Annotated in this window: 15 protein-coding genes and 1 pseudogene; 13 read left to right on the top strand and 3 right to left on the bottom strand. The window is 47.4% G+C overall.

Annotated elements, in window-relative coordinates; translation table 11 throughout:
• Window positions 1-14: 14 nt before the first annotated feature.
• From rfbD to ACO5GU_RS00695, 5 genes and pseudogenes are all read left to right on the top strand, one after another.
• Window positions 15-854, top strand: a pseudogene (rfbD, locus tag ACO5GU_RS00715) (dTDP-4-dehydrorhamnose reductase); the annotation flags it as partial.
• A gap of 1 nt (window position 855) precedes the next feature.
• Window positions 856-1,923 carry a dTDP-glucose 4,6-dehydratase gene (rfbB, locus tag ACO5GU_RS00710; RefSeq protein WP_484929613.1) on the top strand — a complete coding sequence of 356 codons (1,068 nt, stop codon included), beginning with the start codon at window positions 856-858 and terminating at the stop codon, window positions 1,921-1,923.
• Complete coding sequence (locus ACO5GU_RS00705) at window positions 1,923-2,768, top strand: LicD family protein (RefSeq protein ID WP_484929611.1); 846 nt, start codon at window positions 1,923-1,925, stop codon at window positions 2,766-2,768. Before rfbB ends, ACO5GU_RS00705 begins: the two co-directional genes overlap by 1 nt.
• Window positions 2,769-2,979: 211 nt before the next feature.
• Window positions 2,980-4,770 carry an NTP transferase domain-containing protein gene (locus ACO5GU_RS00700; protein WP_484929609.1) on the top strand — a complete coding sequence of 597 codons (1,791 nt, stop codon included), beginning with the start codon at window positions 2,980-2,982 and terminating at the stop codon, window positions 4,768-4,770.
• Between the two features lie 17 nt (window positions 4,771-4,787).
• A complete protein-coding gene (locus ACO5GU_RS00695; RefSeq protein ID WP_484929607.1) occupies window positions 4,788-5,735 on the top strand; it encodes a DMT family transporter in 948 nt (315 codons plus the stop codon).
• A gap of 78 nt (window positions 5,736-5,813) precedes the next feature.
• Here ACO5GU_RS00695 and ACO5GU_RS00690 read toward each other — a convergent pair whose 3' ends face one another.
• Window positions 5,814-6,605, bottom strand: coding sequence for a glycosyltransferase (locus tag ACO5GU_RS00690; RefSeq protein WP_484929605.1), 792 nt, complete (start codon window positions 6,603-6,605; stop codon window positions 5,814-5,816).
• A gap of 75 nt (window positions 6,606-6,680) precedes the next feature.
• Between ACO5GU_RS00690 and ACO5GU_RS00685 the strand changes: the two genes are divergently transcribed.
• Together ACO5GU_RS00685 and ACO5GU_RS00680 are read left to right on the top strand one after the other, a co-directional pair.
• Entirely contained in the window at window positions 6,681-7,604 is a 924-nt protein-coding gene (locus ACO5GU_RS00685) for a LicD family protein (protein WP_484810923.1), read from the top strand.
• 2 nt (window positions 7,605-7,606) lie between these two features.
• Window positions 7,607-8,857 (top strand): lipopolysaccharide biosynthesis protein, encoded by a 1,251-nt coding sequence (locus ACO5GU_RS00680; protein WP_484929603.1) that lies wholly within the window; start codon window positions 7,607-7,609, stop codon window positions 8,855-8,857.
• 60 nt (window positions 8,858-8,917) lie between these two features.
• On the opposite strand, the gene ACO5GU_RS00675 is transcribed toward ACO5GU_RS00680, so the two are convergent.
• On the bottom strand, window positions 8,918-9,304 hold the full coding sequence (locus tag ACO5GU_RS00675) for a DUF2304 domain-containing protein (protein WP_313993676.1): 387 nt from the start codon (window positions 9,302-9,304) through the stop codon (window positions 8,918-8,920).
• Between the two features lie 9 nt (window positions 9,305-9,313).
• Window positions 9,314-9,994 (bottom strand): glycosyltransferase family 2 protein, encoded by a 681-nt coding sequence (locus ACO5GU_RS00670; RefSeq protein WP_035434906.1) that lies wholly within the window; start codon window positions 9,992-9,994, stop codon window positions 9,314-9,316.
• 116 nt (window positions 9,995-10,110) lie between these two features.
• Here ACO5GU_RS00670 and rfbC point away from each other — a divergent pair, with 116 nt between their 5' ends.
• The 6 genes from rfbC (at window position 10,111) to ACO5GU_RS00640 (ending at window position 19,138) form a co-directional block, all read left to right on the top strand.
• Window positions 10,111-10,716, top strand: a complete 606-nt coding sequence (gene rfbC, locus ACO5GU_RS00665) for a dTDP-4-dehydrorhamnose 3,5-epimerase (RefSeq protein ID WP_484929601.1) — start codon at window positions 10,111-10,113, stop codon at window positions 10,714-10,716.
• Window positions 10,717-10,742: 26 nt separating this feature from the next.
• Window positions 10,743-13,373: a U32 family peptidase gene (locus ACO5GU_RS00660; RefSeq protein ID WP_484929599.1), complete on the top strand. Its 2,631-nt coding sequence runs from the start codon at window positions 10,743-10,745 to the stop codon at window positions 13,371-13,373.
• Window positions 13,374-13,464: 91 nt separating this feature from the next.
• Entirely contained in the window at window positions 13,465-13,701 is a 237-nt protein-coding gene (locus ACO5GU_RS00655) for a NifU family protein (RefSeq protein ID WP_035432351.1), read from the top strand.
• Window positions 13,702-13,932: 231 nt separating this feature from the next.
• Window positions 13,933-14,490 carry a dCTP deaminase gene (dcd, locus tag ACO5GU_RS00650; RefSeq protein ID WP_035427834.1) on the top strand — a complete coding sequence of 186 codons (558 nt, stop codon included), beginning with the start codon at window positions 13,933-13,935 and terminating at the stop codon, window positions 14,488-14,490.
• A gap of 21 nt (window positions 14,491-14,511) precedes the next feature.
• A complete protein-coding gene (lgt, locus tag ACO5GU_RS00645) occupies window positions 14,512-15,327 on the top strand; it encodes a prolipoprotein diacylglyceryl transferase (RefSeq protein WP_484929597.1) in 816 nt (271 codons plus the stop codon).
• A gap of 4 nt (window positions 15,328-15,331) precedes the next feature.
• Entirely contained in the window at window positions 15,332-19,138 is a 3,807-nt protein-coding gene (locus tag ACO5GU_RS00640) for an outer membrane protein assembly factor BamB family protein (protein ID WP_484929595.1), read from the top strand.
• Window positions 19,139-19,157: the final 19 nt, after the last annotated feature.

The following is a 19,157-nucleotide window of genomic DNA, read 5'->3' as shown; positions in this document are numbered from 1 at the left end:
TCAAATGTCTTTTTGAGTCCGGTGTCTCTGAGATTGGCCCAATTCCAGAGGTTTTTGTTGAACCAGATGTTGATTATACTGACGCAGACGAGCTTGACATCACTAGCGCTGAGGCAGTTAATACATGGTTTGACCAGCATGAACGCTATGACGTTGTTATTAACTGTGCTGCCGCAACAAATGTAGATGGTTGCGAGAGCAATTTTGAGATGGCGTTTGCGGTAAATGCGCTTGGCCCTATGAATCTTGCACGAGCTTGCAACTCTACGCAAACAAAGCTTGTTCAGGTATCCACTGATTATGTCTTTAGCGGTAAGGAAAGCTCTCCTCGAACGGAACAAGATGCTCCTTGTCCTGTTTCTGCGTATGGTCGATCCAAATTAGCAGGAGAGGGACTTGCGCTGGCCGCAAATCCTCAGACGTTTGTGATTAGAACCGCATGGCTTTATGGTTATGTTGGCAAGAACTTTGTGGCAACCATGCGCACCCTTGGTGCAAAGTATTCAGAGATTAGTGTTGTTGATGATCAAGTAGGTAATCCTACCAGCGCAAATGATTTGGCACACACAATCTTGTGCATTGCGGCTACTGAGAACTATGGCATCTACCACGCAACCAATGAGGGAACATGCTCATGGGCTGATTTTGCTGAGGCAATTATGGCTGGTAGCAACTTTGACTGTAAAGTTACCAGGGTAACTTCTGCTCAGTGGAAAGAGATGCACCCAGAAAGTGCTTCTCGCCCCGCATATTCATCTTTGGTAAATGGGCATCTTGAGAGTACCATTGGAAATTGTATGAGGCCTTGGCAAGAGGCTCTTGCGACATATCTTTCGAAGGCAGAAAGAGGTTAGTGTGAAGACCTATTTAGTAACTGGTGGAGCTGGATTTATTGGTTCAAACTTTATCCACTATATGCTTAGAAGAAATCAGGACATTCATATTTTGAACGTGGACGCCCTGACCTATGCTGGCAACCTTGAGAATCTTTCGGAATATGATCAAGACCCTCGCTACACCTTTGCTCACGTAGACATTAGGGATAAAGAGGCTCTTACGCAGCTGTTTGAGACCTATCATCCTGATTACGTTATTAACTTCGCAGCAGAGAGCCACGTAGATCGCTCTATTGAAGATCCAGGCGCCTTTGCAGACACTAACGTTATGGGTACTGTTGCGCTCCTGAGCGTTGCAGAGTCTTTCTGGAATGATGGCCAGGGCTCCTACGGAGACCACAGATACCTGCAGGTTTCTACTGATGAGGTCTATGGCTCACTTCCACTTGATGATCCAGAGGCATTTTTCCGCGAGACTACACCTTTGAGTCCACACAGCCCCTACTCTGCATCTAAGGCTTCTGCTGATATGTTTGTAAAGGCCTGGCATGATACGTATGGATTTCCTGCGGTAATCACCCGCTGCTCTAACAACTACGGCCCCTATCAGTTCCCTGAGAAGCTCATTCCTTTGATGATCGAGAATTGCTTGGAGCACAAGGCACTTCCAGTTTATGGTGACGGACTGAATGTTCGTGACTGGCTCTACGTTGATGACCACTGCAAGGCAATTGCTATGGTTCTTGAGGGCGGCAAGCTGGGTGAGGTTTATAACGTTGGCGGTCATAACGAGCGCAATAACCTCTACATTGTTAAGCGCATCATTAGTGAAGTTGCAAGAATTACCGGTGATACTCAGATTACTGAGGATTTGATTTCTTACGTCACTGATCGTAAGGGTCATGACCGCCGTTACGGTATTGCGCCAGATAAGATTAAAGAAGAGCTTGGTTGGTATCCAGAGACTCCATTTGAAGAGGGAATTGTTACCACTATTAACTGGTATCTGGAGAACCGCAAGTGGGTTAAGAATGTAGTTTCTGGTGATTATCAGGACTATTACAAAAAAATGTACGAAGGTCGATAATGCGCACATACGATACAGAGACGCTCAAACATCTTCAGCAAGTTGAGCTGATGATTTTAAAGGACTTCGTTGATACCTGTGAGGCTAATAACATCCGTTATTTTGGCTTTGGAGGCACTGCCATTGGCGCTCTTCGTCATAAGGGATTTATTCCTTGGGATGATGATATCGATGTCTGCCTTCCTGCAGAAGACTTCAACAAGCTTCTGGATATCTATGATAAAAAGTGGTCAGAAAAGTATTCAATTATGAATACCGAGAGGGACATCAACTATCCATTTCCAACCACTCGCATTATGCTCAAGGGTACGCAGTTCTGCGAAGAGGCACTTGCTCCACTTCCGCTTGATCTTGGTATTTTCCTGGATGTCTACTGCTTTGATAACGTTTCAGATGACGAGAAAGAATACCAGAAGCAGGCATTTGACGCGTGGTTCTGGTCACATATGCGCATTTTAGTTGACGTTCCTCGCCCTGTTATTTTGGCCGACGGTATTAAAGGAAAGCTCTTAAAAGCAGCAGTTACTATGGGTAGAGGAGTTTGCAAACTTCTACATCTCTCTACTCAGAAAATGTATGAGCGTGAGCAGGAAGCCCGTAACCGCTTTGCTCATGTTAAGACAAAAAGAATTGCCTATCTTCACGATACTGATAGGTTTGTAAATACCTATCCTGTTGATGAAGTTTTTCCTGTTGAAAAGCTTGATTTTGACGGAATTCAAGTAGCGTTCCCTAATCAAAATGATAAATTCCTTAGGATGCTTTACGGCGATTATATGCAGATGCCTCCAGTTGAGAAACGTAAAAACCATTATCCAGCTCGTTTGGATTTTGGTCCCTACTAGGCTCTTCTCGCTTGTAAGCAATACATAAAAGGTAAAACGGCATCTTTGATGCCGTTTTTTGTTAGATTGGCAGACTTTGACAATCCTCTAAAGTTATTATGTTCAAAATATGTTTACACTTGTATAAATTTGAACAAATGAGTATTATTACTAGAGTAATTTGGTTCAAAAGTTTATTCATGCAGTTAATTGGTCTTCATTTGGAGGAACCGTGGCACTGACAAAGAACGTTTTTTCCGTACTTAAAACCATTGCTCAGTCTAACGAGAAGCTCAATCAAAGGCAGCTTTCAGAACATACAGACCTTTCCCTTGGATCTGTTAACTCAGCAGTCAAAACACTGGAGGATCAGGGTCTTATTGACGATAGTCTCATTACTCCAAAGGGTCTCGAAGCTCTGAAGCCTTATGAGGTCAAGAATGCCATTATTATGGCAGCTGGTCTGTCTTCTCGCTTTGCACCAATCTCTTATGAGAAGCCAAAGGGTGTCTTGAAGGTTCGCGGAGAAGTTCTCATTGAGCGCCAGATCCATCAGCTTATGGAGGCTGGCATTACCGATATCACTGTAGTTGTTGGCTACAAGAAGGAGTACTTCTTCTACCTGGAGGAGAAGTATGGCGTCAAGATTGTGGTTAACCCAGACTATGCAACCAGAAACAACAATTCCACGCTTTGGTATGTAAAAGACCAGCTTGATAATACCTATATCTGCTCCTCTGATGATTACTTTACTCAGAATCCTTTTGAGCACTATGTTTATGAGGCTTATTACTCAGCAACGTATGTTGCAGGAGAAACTGATGAGTGGTGCCTTAAAGAGGGACGTGGTGGACGTATTACTGGCGTAGAAATTGGCGGTTCAAATTCTTGGATTATGCTTGGTCACGTCTATTTTGACAGGCAATTCTCAAAGAAGTTTGTAGATATTCTTGAGGCTGTCTACGACAAGCCAGAAACCGTTGATATGCTCTGGGAAGAGATTTACGTCCGTCATATCAAAGAGCTTTCCATGACCATTAGAAAGTATCCTGACGGTGTTATTTACGAGTTTGATTCCCTTGATGAGCTTCGTCAGTTTGACCCAGCATTTATTGAGAACATCGACTCAGAAATTTTTGACAACATTGTCTCGGTGCTTCATTGCCAGAAGAAGGATATCCACGGTTTCTATCCTCTAAAACAGGGACTTACCAATTTATCTGCTCACTTTATTGTGGGATATGGTGATGATGCTCAGGAGTATGTCTACAGGCATCCAGGTGTTGGTACCGAGAAACTCGTTGATCGTGCAGCTGAAGAAGCTGGTCTTCGACTTGCTCGTGAGCTTGGCCTAGACAACACCTTTATTTACGAGGACCAAAAAGAAGGTTGGAAGATTTCCAAGTTTGTGAAAAACGCTCAGAATCTTGATCCTCATAATCCTGAGCAGCTCAAGCGCGCAATGGAAATGGGTTATAAATTGCATCATAGCGGCGCGTCACTTGATCGTTCTTTTGACTTTGTCAACGAGGGTCTTAATTACGAGAAACTCCTGCTTGAAGAGGGTCCTATTGAGATTCCTGGCTACTATGAGCTTCGCGAGAAGGTCCTGCGCTTGAAGAAGTTTGCAGACGCAGATCAGTATCCAATTGTTATTTCTCACAATGATTTCTTCTATCTGAATTTCTTGATTGATGAGGCCGGTACCTACAGCCTTATTGACTGGGAATATGCAGGCATGTCAGATGAGGCAAATGACTTTGGTACTTTTACGGTTTGCTGCGAGCTTACTGACGATGAGGCTAATGCTGCTATTGATTACTACTTTGGAAAAGAGGCAACGTTTGAGCAACGCAGACACTTCTGGAGCTATGTAGTCTTTGCCGGTTGGTGCTGGTATCTCTGGTCTCTGGTTAAGGAAGCAGAGGGCGAGAACGTAGGCGAGTGGTTCTTCATTTACTATCGCTATGCTGCAAACAATATTGATCGTGTTCTTTCTTGGTACGAAGACGCTCAGAACTAAGAGCAAAAGGAGAAACTATGTATTACGGTCTTTTAAGCGGTATTCTTTGGGCGGTTGATACCGTTATTCTTGGCGTTGCTCTTGGTATGAGTCCTTATGTTGATTCAGCTCAGGCGTCATTTGTCAGCGCATTCATGCACGATTTCTTTGCCGCTGCAGTTCTTTTAGTCATGATGGCTCAGAAAGGCAGACTTAAAGACACCCTTGAGGCAGCAAAAACAAAGAGTGGCCGTGTAGTTATGCTTGGCGCACTTCTGGGTGGACCAATTGGTATGAGTGGCTACCTAGCTGCTATTAACACCATTGGACCTGGTTACACCGCTGCAATTTCAGCTTTTTATCCAGCCGTCGGCTCGCTTTTAGCATGGCTTTTGCTCAAAGAAAAGATGAACTTAAAGCAGATTATTGCCCTTATCGTTGCTCTTGTTGGCGTCATGGTTATTGGTCTCTCAACAGCAGCAGGCGAGGGTAACGGAAATGTTCTTGTGGGTATCTTGGGCGTTGCTGCTTGTGTCTTTGGCTGGGGATCTGAGGCGGTTATTTTGGCTTGGGGTATGCAAGACGATGCTGTTGATAATGAGACTGCTCTTCAGATTAGGGAAACCACCTCAGCATTTGCATACGGTCTTCTCATCTTGCCATTGGCTGGTTCCGTTGATTTTGCTGCACAGGTTGCACTCACTCCTGCAAATGGCATTGTCTTTATTGCGGCACTTGCTGGTACTGCCTCGTATCTCTTCTACTACAAGGCAATTGACGCCATTGGCGCTTCTCGCGGTATGGCACTGAACATTTCTTACTCTGCATGGTCGGTAATTTTTGCAGCTCTTGCAGGTATTATCCTGCCAGCAATTATGCCTGAAGCAATTCCATCTCCACTGGTTGTAATTTGCTGCATTGTCATTATTGTAGGAACGGTTCTTTCTGCAACTCCAGACTGGAGTGAGCTCTTTAGTAAAGAGTAGGTTAGCTTTAATCAAACACACTAAAAATGACCCGTAGCTGTTGAGCTGCGGGTCATTTTGTGTAGAGAACAGATGGAGTTAGCCGTTACTTTTTTGTCCGCTCTTATAAGCCATGTTGATGAGCTTGGCCACAGGAGTTGGCCAGAACTTCTTAAGCATCTCCAGATCTTCCTGTTCACGACGGTTATCGTGAATAAGATGGCTGGTTTCAGAATCTTCGTGGATGCGGTGAAGCATCAGCACACGGGTGTCGTATAAGAAATCACCCTCACGTTTGCTGATTGCCTCCCATGCTTCCCAATCCAGGTTAGAGCCAAATCCAGCCTTGAAAACAGGGACGTCAATATTGGGGAGGACTAGCGTGGTGCTTGGACAGCAAATGGCACAGCCCAGCTCAAGCGCACGACGTTTAGCCCATGATTTACCTGCATTTTCTGGCTTTGAGAGCGAGTACAAGAGACGACGCTTAACCTTAAGCAGACGATTTTCAAGAACTCCTTCGCCGTCGCGCAGCTCTCCGTAATTGGTGAAGTAAATCAGTGGGCGAGAAGAACTATTTACACGTTCAAGCATGTTCTCTGCATAAGAAGGCTTATACAAGTCATCTTGGTGAGCGATGGTTACTAACGGAGTTGTACAAACGCTCACGGCAAAGTTCCAGTCGCCAGCAATGCCTCCGGGACCGGGATTAACGTGCATGGGAATGTTGTACTTCTCGCAAAGAGACTGAATCAGTTCATTTGGTGTTGAAGTAGCCAAAAGAATATTCGTAGACAGAGTCTGCTCCTTGAGCGAGAGAATGCACTCTTCTAGATAGGGGCTCTCGCCATATGCGCAGACAGCAAACGTGTGATCCTGAGGTGTATACATTGCTACATCCAATCGATTAGCTCCGATGTCTAGTATTATAAGAATGTTATCGGACGATGGCGAATGGGAGCCTTTGTGGAGTCTGACGGATATAAGACATACGAGAACCCCGATGAGCTAAGAAAGATTCAGATTCTTTCTACGCTTTTGATGGATGAGCTTGATCGCGTCTGTACAGAGCTTGGTATTTCGTATCAGGCGTACGGCGGAACTGCTATTGGAGCTGTGAGGCACAAAGGCTTTATTCCTTGGGATGATGATGTAGATATCTCGATGTTCCGCGAGGACTATGAGATTTTTTTGGAGAAGGCACCTGCGCTTCTTCGTCCAGATTTTTGCATTCAAAACGGAAGAAAAGACAATTTCTTTCCAGCAGTTAATACAAACCTCTCTTTAAAGGGAACAGTTTGCGTCCCTGACGAGTTTATGACCTGCCCTTTTACGTACGCTATCTCAATTGGAATTTTCCCCTTTGATAAAATTCCGGCTGATCCAAAGAAGCTTGCTAAGATTAAGCGCCAAACATGGTTCTGGGGACGCTTGAACTTCCTGCTGGTTACTCCAACACCTCGCGTGCCTTTAGTTGGCTGGAAAAAGAAAGTTGCTCTTGCAGGATGCTTTGTCATTCATCACGCCTTGAAGCTTTTTAGGGTTTCATCTGCGTATATTCAACGTAAATGGGATCAGGCGGCACGTGCTGCAGAGGGCGAGAAAACCACTCATTACGCAAGTTTTGTTGAACCTGATCCAGAGAACTGGTCAATGGACAAAGAGGATGTATTTCCAATGGTTCGCGTTCCTTTTGAGGACATTACTACTACGCTTCCAAAGGAATATGACAAGCTTTTAACCAGGGGATACGGGGATTACATGCAGCTTCCTCCAGAGAAGGATCGTAAAAACCACCATCCTGGTGCGCTTGATTTTGGTAAGTGGAAAGATGTAGACGTTACCAAAGGAAGCCGTCAGGCATTTGAAGACTTTGGTCAGAAAAGCTAACTATGACTATTGATACTTCTGCGGAACAGCTTAAGAAAAACTACTTCTGGAATACGCTTGGTTCTTTAATGAACGCTGCCTCAACAGTGCTTATGTTGATGGTGGTCACACGTACCATGGGAGCTGCTGCCGGTGGTGTTTTCTCGCTTGCGTATGCTGTGGCTCAGCAGCTTATGGTTATTGGTCACTTTGAAATTAGGACGTATCAGGTTACCGATACAGAAGAAGTGTTCTCGTTTGGTGTGTATCTTGCGGCACGAATCATCACAACTGGTTTGATGGTTGCGGGAATCATCATCTTTACCCTGCAGTCCCAGGGATTGAGCTACGAGGGAGTGCTGTATGCCCTTATTGCATCGCTTCGTTTATTTGACGTTGTAGAAGATGTTTTCCACGGCATGTTCCAACAACATGGTCGCTTAGATATTGCTGGTAGAGCATTCTTTTATCGTGTTCTTGCAACCGTTGTTGGCTTTGCGGTAGGCGTGCTTTTTACAAAGAACTTGCTTGTTGGCGCAGCTCTTTCTTTTGTTGCATCACTGGTAGTTATGATTGCGCTTGTTATTCCTCCTACTAAGAAGATGGCAACGCTTAAGCCTACCTTTGACTTTAAGCAGATTACAAAGCTGTTGGTTACCACCGCACCATTGTTTGCTGGTTCATTCTTGCTAACGTACGTGGTTGGTGCTCCTCGCTATGCACTGGGTGCTTTGAGTGATCAGGCGCTTCTTACGTTCTTTACGGCATTGGCCATGCCTGCTATGGTTATCAATCTTTTAAGTAACTTTGTCTTTAAGCCACTGCTTACTCAGATGGCTGAATATTGGAATAATCAGCAAGACAAGCAGTTTGTGGGTCTGATTCTTAAAGGATTTGCCGTAGTCGCCCTGGCAACAGCGCTTTCTATGGCGCTGGCTTGGCCGCTAGGCGCTCCAGTTCTTGGACTTCTCTATGGTCTTGATTTTGAACCGTATAAGCTGGAGCTTTTGATGCTGCTCTTTGGTGGCTTGCTTAATGCTTTAACGGTTATCTTGTACTATGCGGTAGTAACCATGCGTAAGCAGGTTGCGGTGTTTGTGAGCTATGCTGCAGGTGCAGGTTTCGCTGCGCTTACAGGAGGTTGGTTTGTAGGCAGCTTTGGCATTATGGGAGCATGTGTGCTCTATGATATCTCGCTTGCAATTCTCGCCCTGGTATTTGGCATTTTCTGCTTCTTGGGATTTAAAGACCAAAAGAAAAAGTCCGCTGCGTAAGCGGACTTTTTACGTACATTGCTTGTGCGTGGACGTGCTGTCAGAAAGCTGACGCGTCGTTTACACGCGCGTACGCTGGTTAAGATCAGTTACAAAATCAAGGTTTTTCTCATCACGTGCATCTTTGTCACGCAGAGCAAGCTCAGCTGAAAGCTGCTCAACCTTATAAGTGAGCTTGGAGATTGCGCAGGACTGATGGAAAATCCTAATAAGCATCAGCACAATAACCAGCAGCAGGACAAAGTTTGCGGGACTCATAAAGCCAAAAAGCCCAGCAAAGAAATACGCAAGCTGGGGAATAAGCGCAAACAAAACAAGGATTCCTGCAGAAACAACCCAATATACAGAGTCGGAGATGCGAATCTTTGATTTACGGACGCTATTGATGACAATGCCCATGGCAAAAAGAGCACCAATAAGCAGCAAAATTCTCAGAACTAAAGTCATGGTGTCACCTTATCTAAACCACTGGAAGAGCAAAAGCGAGAGGCACGTGCGAGCCATATACATAATTGAGTTATAGAAGCTCAAATAGGATTCGCCGCCTTGACGCTCACGCATTTCAGTTTCAATCTCGACAACCTTAGCTCCTCGACGCATCAGCAGCGAGATAGTGTCTGGCTCGGGGGAGAAATCAAAGGAGCGCGCATACGTTTCAATAAGACCACGATCGTACATACGCATGCCTGAGGTAGGGTCAGTGATGGTCTGACCAGTGCTTGTTTTGATAAGCCAAGAAATCAGCTTGGAGCCAATCTCTCGAGGAGAGTTTCCGCGAGCCTTGGTCACAAAGCGAGAAGCAATAACAATGTTTGCCCCCTCGTTTACCATTGCCTGCGCCATAGGAGCAATGTACTCGGGCCTGTGCTGGCCATCGGAGTCAAACTGCACCACTGCATCGTAGCCATGCTCTTTTGCATAGCGCATACCGGCCCTAAAGCCAGCAGAAAGACCACCATTAACAGGTAAATTAAGGTAGTTAAATCCACGCTCTTTACAGATGTCCAGTGTGCGGTCAGCGGAGCCGTCGTTGATTATGATGTAATCAACTTGAGGGGCTACCTGGCACAACTCTGTAATAGTTGAAGCAATGCAGGCTTCTTCGTTGTAAGCGGGAACGACTGCAAGAATTCTCACAAGCATCCTTTGAATTGCAAATTACACGTTAACTGCATGAATATCATAGCTCAAAAGCCTTATTAATCTTGACTCGTATATAGTAGATTACCTAAAGAAATCGAAAGGTGAACGCTATGGAGTTTCCAAAAGAGCTTAAAAACCCTATTCAGTCGGGCAATTTTACGTTTTATGACACCTCGATTGAAGGTGTAAAGGTTGTGGACGTAAAGCTGTACGGTGATGCTCGTGGTGGCTTTATGGAGACCTATCGTGAAGAAAACTTTGTTGCTGGCGGCATTGATGCTTCATTTGTGCAGGACAATCAGTCTTACTCCGTTCAAGGCGTGCTTCGCGGTCTTCACTTCCAGATTGAGCATCCACAGGCAAAGCTTGTGCGTGTAATCTCCGGCACTGTCTTTGACGTTGCGGTTGACCTGCGAGAGGGAAGTCCAACTTGGGGTCAGTGGGAAGGCGTTGTCCTGTCCGCTGAGAACCGCAGGCAGTTCTTTGTTCCTCGCGGCTTTGCTCACGGCTTTTTGGTCCTCTCTGAGACTGCGGAGTTCTGCTATAAGTGTGACGACATCTATCACCCAGGTGATGAGGGTGGCATCATGTGGAACGATCCAGAGCTCGGCGTTGAGTGGCCAGCATTTCTTGGCGAGAAGACCTTAGATCCAGCAAGGGTTATTCTTTCCGACAAAGATAAGATTCATCCAGCACTTTCTTCACTTAAGAAGTAACAAGCGCTGAAGGCAAGTTAGGTACTATGAACGAACGTAATCGTCGTGAGCGAGAATCCACAGCTCACGAGCTAAATCGCATGAACGAGCCAGAGTGGACAGAGGAAGCTTCTGATAAAGAGCTCCCAACTCAGCCGCTTCCTCGTGCAACCCAGATGGAACTTCTCGCCCCAGCGGGAGGTCCAGCGCCATTTACCGCAGCTCTTGCTGGTGGTGCTGATGCTATTTACTGCGGCTTGGGCAACAACTTCAATGCTCGTCGTGGTGCAGACAACTTTGACGACGAGTCGTTTGCGCGTGCGTGCAGGCAGGCTCATTTAGCTGGCGCTCGCGTATACGTTACCGTGAACGTTGTTGTTAAGTGGGACGAAATGCAGCGTGTCCTGCGCCTGATTCGCCGCGCGTGGATTCTTGGTGCAGATGCTTTTATCATCCAGGACTGGGGTCTTATGGCTCAGGTGAGAAAGACCTGGCCAGAGATTGAATGCCACGTATCAACACAGGCAAACATCCACGATACGCGCGGTGTTGCTGCTTGTAAAAAGCTTGGCGTGGGCCGCGTTACCCTGTCCAGAGAGCTCACTAAAGAAGAGATCTCTACCATTTCCAAGCTTGGCGTGGAGCTGGAGTGTTTTGGTCACGGCGCCCTGTGCTTCTGCTATTCCGGCATCTGCCACATGTCGTCTATGCGAGGAGACCGCTCTGCTAACCGCGGAGCCTGTGCTCAGCCGTGCCGCTTGCCGTATGAGCTGCTCAACTCTAAGCATGAAGTTGTCTCGATGGGTGGCATTGACAGGCTGCTCTGCCCTAAGGATTACTGCACCATTGATGACGTGCCGGACATGATTGAGGCGGGCGTGGGCTCGCTCAAGATTGAAGGCCGCATGAAGGCTCCCGAGTACGTGTACTCGGTGGTGTCTTCGTATCGTCAGGCTATTGACTCTGCCGAGAAGGGCGTGGACAACCAAGCCGATGTGGCACGTCGTCACCGCTTACTCAAACGCTCATTTAACCGCGGTCTGACCAACGCGTACCTGCATGGCACCGCTGGCAACGAGATGATGAGCTATGAGCGCTCCAATAACCGTGGTGAGATTGTTGGCGAGGTCACCGGCGGACGTCCACTTGAGGATGCTCTTGAGCGCAAGAGCGGACTCAATGGTGGCCGTGTTAAGCTGCGCCGCTACAAGCAGGCAGATGTTGACCTTATCGCACACGCACCTATTGGCAAGAACGACTTGCTTGAAATTAGGCCGCTCGATGAGCCTGACAAGTTCCTGACCGCTCTTTGTCCTGTTGACGTTGAGCCTGGTCAGACAGTTACCGTTCGCACTTCTCGCGTTATGCAGACTGGCTCCACAGTGCGCATTATTCGCTCTGAGGCAGCGCGTGTGGCAGCTGAGCAGATTTCTTCGCTGGAGTATCCTCGCAAACGTGCCGTTGACGTGGCTATTATTGCCCGCATTGGCCAACCTTTTACCGTGGTGCTCACTACTGCAGACGGTGTTGCAAGCGCGTCTGCCGAGGGCTTTGTGGTGGAGGAGGCGCGCACCAAGGCAGTAACTTCTGACGAGCTGATTGAGCACGTAGGCCGCATGGGAACCTCTCCGTTTGAGGCCGTAAGCTTTGACGTCCAGATGGACGATATGTGCGGTATGAGCTTTAGTGCTGTCCACAAGGTCCGCGCCGCAGCATGTGAGCAGCTCGAGACCGCACTTCTCGAAGAGTACCAGAACCGCGAGCAGAAGATTGCTCCGCTTTCTCGTCTTGCTTATCAAAAGGAGCGAGAAGCCCAAGACAAGGAGAAGCTTTTTGCCTTTGATGAGGCGGCTGCAAAGGCAAATGCGTCGCAGGCAGAGGTGTGTGTTCTGGTTGAAACTCCAGAGCAGGCACGTGTTGCGCTCAAGGCGGGAGCAAATCGTCTGTATGCAACTACCGATGCGCTCGCAGAGACTTCGTGGCCAGAGGATCTTCTCGCCAAGGTAACTCCATGGCTTGATGAGGTATGTCGCGAGGTTGACCATAAGCGCCTGGATCCCTACGTTGCTGCAGGTAAGCCGATTGCCGTGGGAAACATCTCCGAGCTGACGCTGGCTGTTGAGCGCGGAGCCATCCCTGAGGTGCGCGAGTGCATTCCAGTCCACAACGACTACGCTTTGCAGGCACTTGCCGACATGGGCGCAGAAGGTGTCTGGCTCAACTCCGAGCTTACCCTCCAAGAGATCTGTCATATGGCGAGAAACGCCTCGATTCCTGTGGGTTATATGGTCAGCGGTCGTATTCGCACCATGACAACTGAGCACTGCATCTTGATGTCTACGGGCAAGTGCATCCACGATTGTGACGCCTGCAAGCTGCGTCTTGAGGAGCACACGCTCAGAGGCATCGACAACGATTACATGCCGGTCAGGACTGATAGGCACGGTCGCTCTAAGATTTGGAGCCCTAAGCTCTTTGACGGCGTGCCAGAGGTGGCCGAGATGCTCTCTGCCGGTGTGAAGCGCTTTATGGTAGACGCAACGCTTCTGAGCACGGAGCAGACACAAGAGGCTACCTCTCGCGTAGCTGCTGCGATTGCGGCAACAGCGTCGGGTGCATCATTGCCTGCACGTCTGAAAGATGCGTCAGTTGGACATCTTTTCTCGCCAATTGGATAGGCGAGAAATAAGTTTGAAATTTTGGGTAGGATACCCTTGTTGTAAGTTGTGAGCGCGGACGCGCTTTGAGTAGATTTGAGTAGGAGCAAACATGGCCATTAATCGTGACCTTTTGAATGCAACCCTTGATGTTATTCGCCAGAGCCTTCAGACAGACGGCGGCGACGTTGAGCTTATCGATGTAAGTGATGACGGCACCGTTACGCTTGAGATGACTGGCTCTTGCGCTGGTTGCCCTATGTCTGCATACGACATGTCTGAGGGTATTGAGCGCATCCTGATTGAGCATGTTCCTGGCGTTAAGCGCGTTCAGCCTGCAATGCTGTAAATTGCCGCTCAGCGCCAAAAAGTGAACATTTGGTGCGTTTCGGTACGTAGTTTCATACGCATAAACGTGTTTTTTATGCAGAGAAGTTGTGGTGAACCATAACTGACCTGCATATTTACAAATTTTATATATCACGCCCCGCACATTATTGTGTAGGGCGTGATATTTTATATAAACGGATAACTAGGTTTTCTGACCATACATTTGTATGACGTAAGAAAGGTGGACGTTGTGGTTCTTTCTGATCGCGACATTAAAGCAGAGATTGCAGCTGGTCGTATCGTTATTGAGCCTTTATGCGAGAAAAACGTGCAGCCTGCATCGGTTGACGTATGTCTTGGCTCAAATTTTAGAATCTTCCGCAATTCTACGCATACCTCAATTGATCCACTTGTAGCTCAAGAGGGTCTTACTGAGTCAATTGATGTTCCTGAGGGAGAGGTTTTTGTCCTTCATCCTGGTCAGTTTGCGCTTGGCACTACGCTTGAGCGCATTGCTATTCCTGACGATATCCTCGGCAAGCTTGAGGGAAAGTCCACCCTGGGACGCCTGGGCCTTATGATTCACTCAACTGCAGGCTATGTTGATCCAGGTTGGGACGGAGAGCTCACACTGGAGCTTTCTAACGTTGCTAACCTTCCAATCATTTTGCATCCTGGCATGAGGATTGGTCAGCTTTCCTTTGAGCGCATGAGTTCTCCTGTTGAGCGTCCTTATGGCTGCGAAGATCTTGGTAGCCATTATCAGGGTCAGCGTGGTGCAACTCCTTCGCATGTTCTTTCAAAGTAGTTTTAGTAAGTAGGACGTATTGTGTGGCTTGATGCTTTTTATCATTCATTAAACCCAGTAGCGCTTTCACTGGGTCCGCTATCTATCAGGTGGTATGGTCTGGCATATCTCGTGGGCTTTGTGCTTGCTGGCGTAGTTATGTACAGAACTGCTCAGCGCTGGAAGCTTAACGTTACCCTTGATGACGTGCTTAATTTGATGGTAGGCATCTCGTTTGGCGTTATTGTTGGCGCCCGTCTGTTCTACGTTATTTTCTACGGCGCTGGTTATTACGTAGCGCATCCACTTGACGCATTTGCTTTAAGCCAAGGCGGTATGAGTTTCCATGGAGGTCTTGTAGGAGCTATTATTGGCGGCTCTATTGTCTGTAAGGCATCGGATCTCTCTATCCCTACCATCTGTGACCTGGGAGTTATTGGTGCGCCGCTTGGTCTTTTCTTTGGACGCTGCGCAAACTTCATCAACGGTGAACTTTGGGGAAAGCCAACAGATCTGCCTTGGGGAGTAATGTTTGAGACAGGAGGAGCGGTCTACCGTCATCCTTCTCAGCTCTACGAAGCACTTCTCGAGGGCCTTGTGATGTTTGCTATTTTGTACGTCCTTTCTAGGAAGTACCCTCCTCGTCCACAAGGAACGTTCATTGGAACGTTTTTGATGCTCTATGGCATTTTTAGGTTTGTCGTGGAATTTGTTCGTGTTCCAGACGAGCAGCTTGGCTACCTTTTTGGCAGCTTTATCACTATGGGACAGCTGCTCAGTCTGCCTTTAGTTGTACTTGGAATTGTGGTGCTTGTTTTGGCAAGAAGGCTAAATTCACCACAAGTTGGAAGGAATTAGAAGCATGTTTAAAAAGGCGCTCAATAGCCTTTTCTCCATACTTTTAGTGTTTGCGCTCTTACCAGCTCCTGCATTCGCAGAAGCAGCGGGGGAGCTGACCACTACTGTTACTGCAACCTCCTCAGCAGAGAATGCCCTTACTGCTCAGGACAACGCTTCTGGTACGGAAGCTGCTTCTGGTACGGTAGAAGCTACAAGTGGTGCAACCACAACCTCTGAAGAGACAGGCCCTGGTGTTGCAGCAACCACAAATGAGACTGACTATCCACACAAAACGCTGGATCAGGCAGTAGAAACTCTGACTAATTCCTTCTATAAGCCAAAACCTCGCTATGGGGTAGATACTAACCTCAACACCATGGTTGCAGAAGAGCTGCGTCGTATTGGTGCTGGAGAGGTTAACGTTAGAGTGGCATCTGTTCAGATGTCTTCGACAGCCTCATATGCTCACGCAGGCATTTCTACTGATTTTGCGACTAATGGTTCTATTGAGTACTTCTGGATGGATGCGGCCGGTTTTACTAACCAGAGAAGCACTCTTATCCTCCGTCAGGCAAAAGTTACCTTTGAACTTTCCAAAGATGGCAAGACCGTCCAATATACCTGCAATGTTTTAATTCCTTGGGATGAGGCAAAATCTCAGGCACAACTTGCTGACGTATCTCAAAACCTTGCGCCATCATATGCGACAGGACAAAATGAATCTTCTGTAACTTCAGACTTTACCCTTCCACATAAGCTTGTTTCCGCAGATGGAAACCAACTTTCATGGTCTAAGGTCACTTGGACTAGCTCAGATACCTCTGTAGTTCGCATTGATGGATATGGTACTGAGCCTTATAAGGCAACGGTTACCCGCGGCATTCGTGATAAGCAGGTAACGCTGACTGCGAATGTTTCTTTGAGCAGCTCCGATGCCCCTCAGACAAACTATCAGAAAACCTTTACCATAACGGTTCCCGGAGATCCTTCGGCTATTACCGATGCACAGAATAATCTGTTGAGGCGCATTAACAGGCGTTTCTCGGCATCAAGCATTAAAGATGTGTATACCAATCACTCAATTAATGCCCAGGCAGTTACAGACGACCTGCAGATGCCTACGCCAAAGAACTTTGGTCTGGATGGAAAGAGCTATCAGTTTACGTACACTTCCTCCAATGCTGCTATTACGTTCAATGGCTATAGAGGAACGGTGTACCAGCCTTTGCCTTCTGCTTCCGCGCAGCAGGTAGACATCACTCTGACCGTTACCGATAAAGAAAATCCTGAGGTATCAGTCTCTAAGACTCTTACGGTTACGGTAAGCCCGCTTAATCAGGCTGATATTGATGCAGAGCTTACTTTGATGAATGAGTCTAAGGCTCATTTCTGGGATGCACTTGCTACTCCTTCTGGTCAGCAGAATAAGCAGGATAGCGTTTCTGAGTCCTTGGCTACACCAAACAAGTTCTATCGTGCTTCTGACGGCTCTTTGACCTGGTCTTATGATGTTAACAATACCGATAAGACCGCAAGTGGTATTGTGCCTTCGGAGTTCCCAACATACGACCCCATGGGCCCTTCTGATCAGGCGCGCACGTACAGTTCTTCTCAGCCAACAATCATTCAGAACGAGAATCTTGTTCTCGCACAGACTCCTGAGTACAACACGTCTGTTACGGTTTCGGCACTTCTTTCAAGTGCACGCTATTCTCGCTATGCAAGCTTGTATCCAGATAATGAGCAGTTCCAGGCCCTTACTAATCAGAAGGTCTCTGCCACCTTTACCGTGGCAGGCGAGAAGGGCGCTCGACCTGTAGAGGAAGACCCAGATCCAAGTCAGCTTGTTTCCGTCACTCTTTCTGTAGTAGGTCTTGATAAAGACGGTAAGCCTCAGCACTGGGCTCCTACGCAGACTATTGAGGTTCGTAAGGGTACCACTGCCGACAAGGTAACGTATGACTACCTGAAGAATAACGGCCTTACCTACGATGCAGCGGGCGGTTATTTGTCTTCTATTACGTCGCCTTCACAGGGACTTACGCTTGCAACAGCGCAGGTAGATGGCGCCTATAAATGGTGGCAGTTCTTTGTAAACGGTCAGCTTTCGGACAAGATGGCAAACAACGTTGCCTTGGACGAAAACACTACTATTACCTGGACATATGGTGGTCAGGATAGCTCCATTCCAACTCCTCGAAATGAGTTGGTCATCAATCCATTTGCTGAGCACCCTAACTACGAGGCATCTTGGAGCGGTTTTGGTAGCGGAAACGGTTCCACTACTACGCAGAGCACCCCCATTAATTCTGCAGCTCTTCGTTGGAGTGTGACCGAAGGAACTCAGAATACACCTGGATTTATTTCTGATCAGGTCATTGTTCATGATACGGTCTATTACGTAAGCGGTTCTACTCTTAAAGCAGTTGACGCTGCAACAGGTAACCTTATTGCCGAGGCACAGATTGGCTCCAAGGTCTCGTACTTTGCACGTCCTCTGTACATTAATGGCATGATTGTTGTTGCTACCGATGATGGATGTCTTACCGCATTCTCGGCAACAACTATGGAGTGCATCTGGAAGACAGAGCCGCTGGATACTACCAATGCGCTGCAATCTGTTTCTAGCCTGACGGTTAATAACGGCACCATCTTGGCTGAGTTTACTAAGATGAGCGGATTTGACGCAGCTGGTGGTTACATGGTTGCTGTTGACGCTACGACGGGCGCACTTCGCTGGAAGCAGAATGCACAGCCTGCAAATATTCCTGGAGCAACCTCTGGTCAGCCTTCAGGTTATTACTGGTCTGGCGCAGCGGCTTCTGGCTCTGACTTTATGATTGGCGACGAGTCCTCCTCTGTCAGGCTTATCAGCGGTACAACCGGCGCCATTGAGGCCGAGCTTAACCTTGGCTCACCAATTCGCGCAGGTATTGTTCCTGTCTCTGTTGATCAAAATGGAAATGGAACCTATCTTGCCGTAACCAGAAATGACGGTACGCTGCACCTGATTAGAAGAAACGGTTCTTCTCTTGTTGAGGAGAAGCAAGTCAAATTTGCAGCAGAGTCCACCTCTACCCCAACTATCAGCGGTTCTAATGTCTTTGTTAACGGCGTTGATGCTGAGGGCTACGGAACTATCTCTGTGATTTCTCTTGACACCTTTACGGTGATTGACCAGGCTCGAGCTGGCAAAGGTAAGTCTCAGAGCACCCCTCTTGTTTCTGTTCAGCAAAACGGTACCTATGCCTATTTCACGGTAAACGGTTTACCTGGTGGCGTATGGGTATACAAGTTGGGCACCAGCCGAGCAGCGCAGATTTACACTCCAGATAAAGATCACCAGAACTACACCACGTCGTCGGTCATTGCAGATTTTGAGGGCAATCTTTACTATACCAACGACTCTGGCACGCTTTTCTCGCTTATTAATCAGAAACCTTCTGGCGAGAATACCCAGCCATCTGGAGATATTTTTAGCAGGACAGATTCCACAGCTACAAACGTACCAGCTCAAGATCCTTCATCTCCAGCTGCGCATGAAACTTCCTCGACCACCGCTGCGAGTGCTGGTGAGGAGGTTACAAAGGCTCCATCTGAGAACAAGACTGCAGATACTAACTCTGACGAGAAGCAGCTTCCACCTACTGAATACTCAAATAAGCAGGCCGCTGCCCCACAGCAGGTGTCCTCTGCGCCTACCATTCCACTTCTGAGTGTCTTTGGTTTCTTTGCTTCTGGTGCAGTTCTTGCAGTGTTTGTAGTGTTGCTTAAGAAAGAAACTGCTGCAATTCACCATGTTTCCAATGGCCGAGGCCAGGTGAGATAGTGGTTAAGCTCACAAGAGA

This window comes from Lancefieldella sp. (genome assembly GCF_057237245.1).
This window is presented reverse-complemented; position numbering and strand designations above follow the sequence as displayed.

Excerpts from the sequence above, each read along its gene's own strand:
- ACO5GU_RS00675 (WP_313993676.1), bottom strand. The coding sequence starts at position 9,304 with ATGACTTTAGTTCTGAGAATTTTGCTGCTTATTGGTGCTCTTTTTGCC.
- ACO5GU_RS00640 (WP_484929595.1), top strand. The coding sequence starts at position 15,332 with ATGTTTAAAAAGGCGCTCAATAGCCTTTTCTCCATACTTTTAGTGTTT.
- rfbC (WP_484929601.1), top strand. The coding sequence starts at position 10,111 with ATGGAGTTTCCAAAAGAGCTTAAAAACCCTATTCAGTCGGGCAATTTT.
- ACO5GU_RS00680 (WP_484929603.1), top strand. The coding sequence starts at position 7,607 with ATGACTATTGATACTTCTGCGGAACAGCTTAAGAAAAACTACTTCTGG.
- ACO5GU_RS00660 (WP_484929599.1), top strand. The coding sequence starts at position 10,743 with ATGAACGAACGTAATCGTCGTGAGCGAGAATCCACAGCTCACGAGCTA.
- ACO5GU_RS00705 (WP_484929611.1), top strand. The coding sequence starts at position 1,923 with ATGCGCACATACGATACAGAGACGCTCAAACATCTTCAGCAAGTTGAG.
- ACO5GU_RS00655 (WP_035432351.1), top strand. The coding sequence starts at position 13,465 with ATGGCCATTAATCGTGACCTTTTGAATGCAACCCTTGATGTTATTCGC.
- ACO5GU_RS00690 (WP_484929605.1), bottom strand. The coding sequence starts at position 6,605 with ATGTATACACCTCAGGATCACACGTTTGCTGTCTGCGCATATGGCGAG.
- ACO5GU_RS00695 (WP_484929607.1), top strand. The coding sequence starts at position 4,788 with ATGTATTACGGTCTTTTAAGCGGTATTCTTTGGGCGGTTGATACCGTT.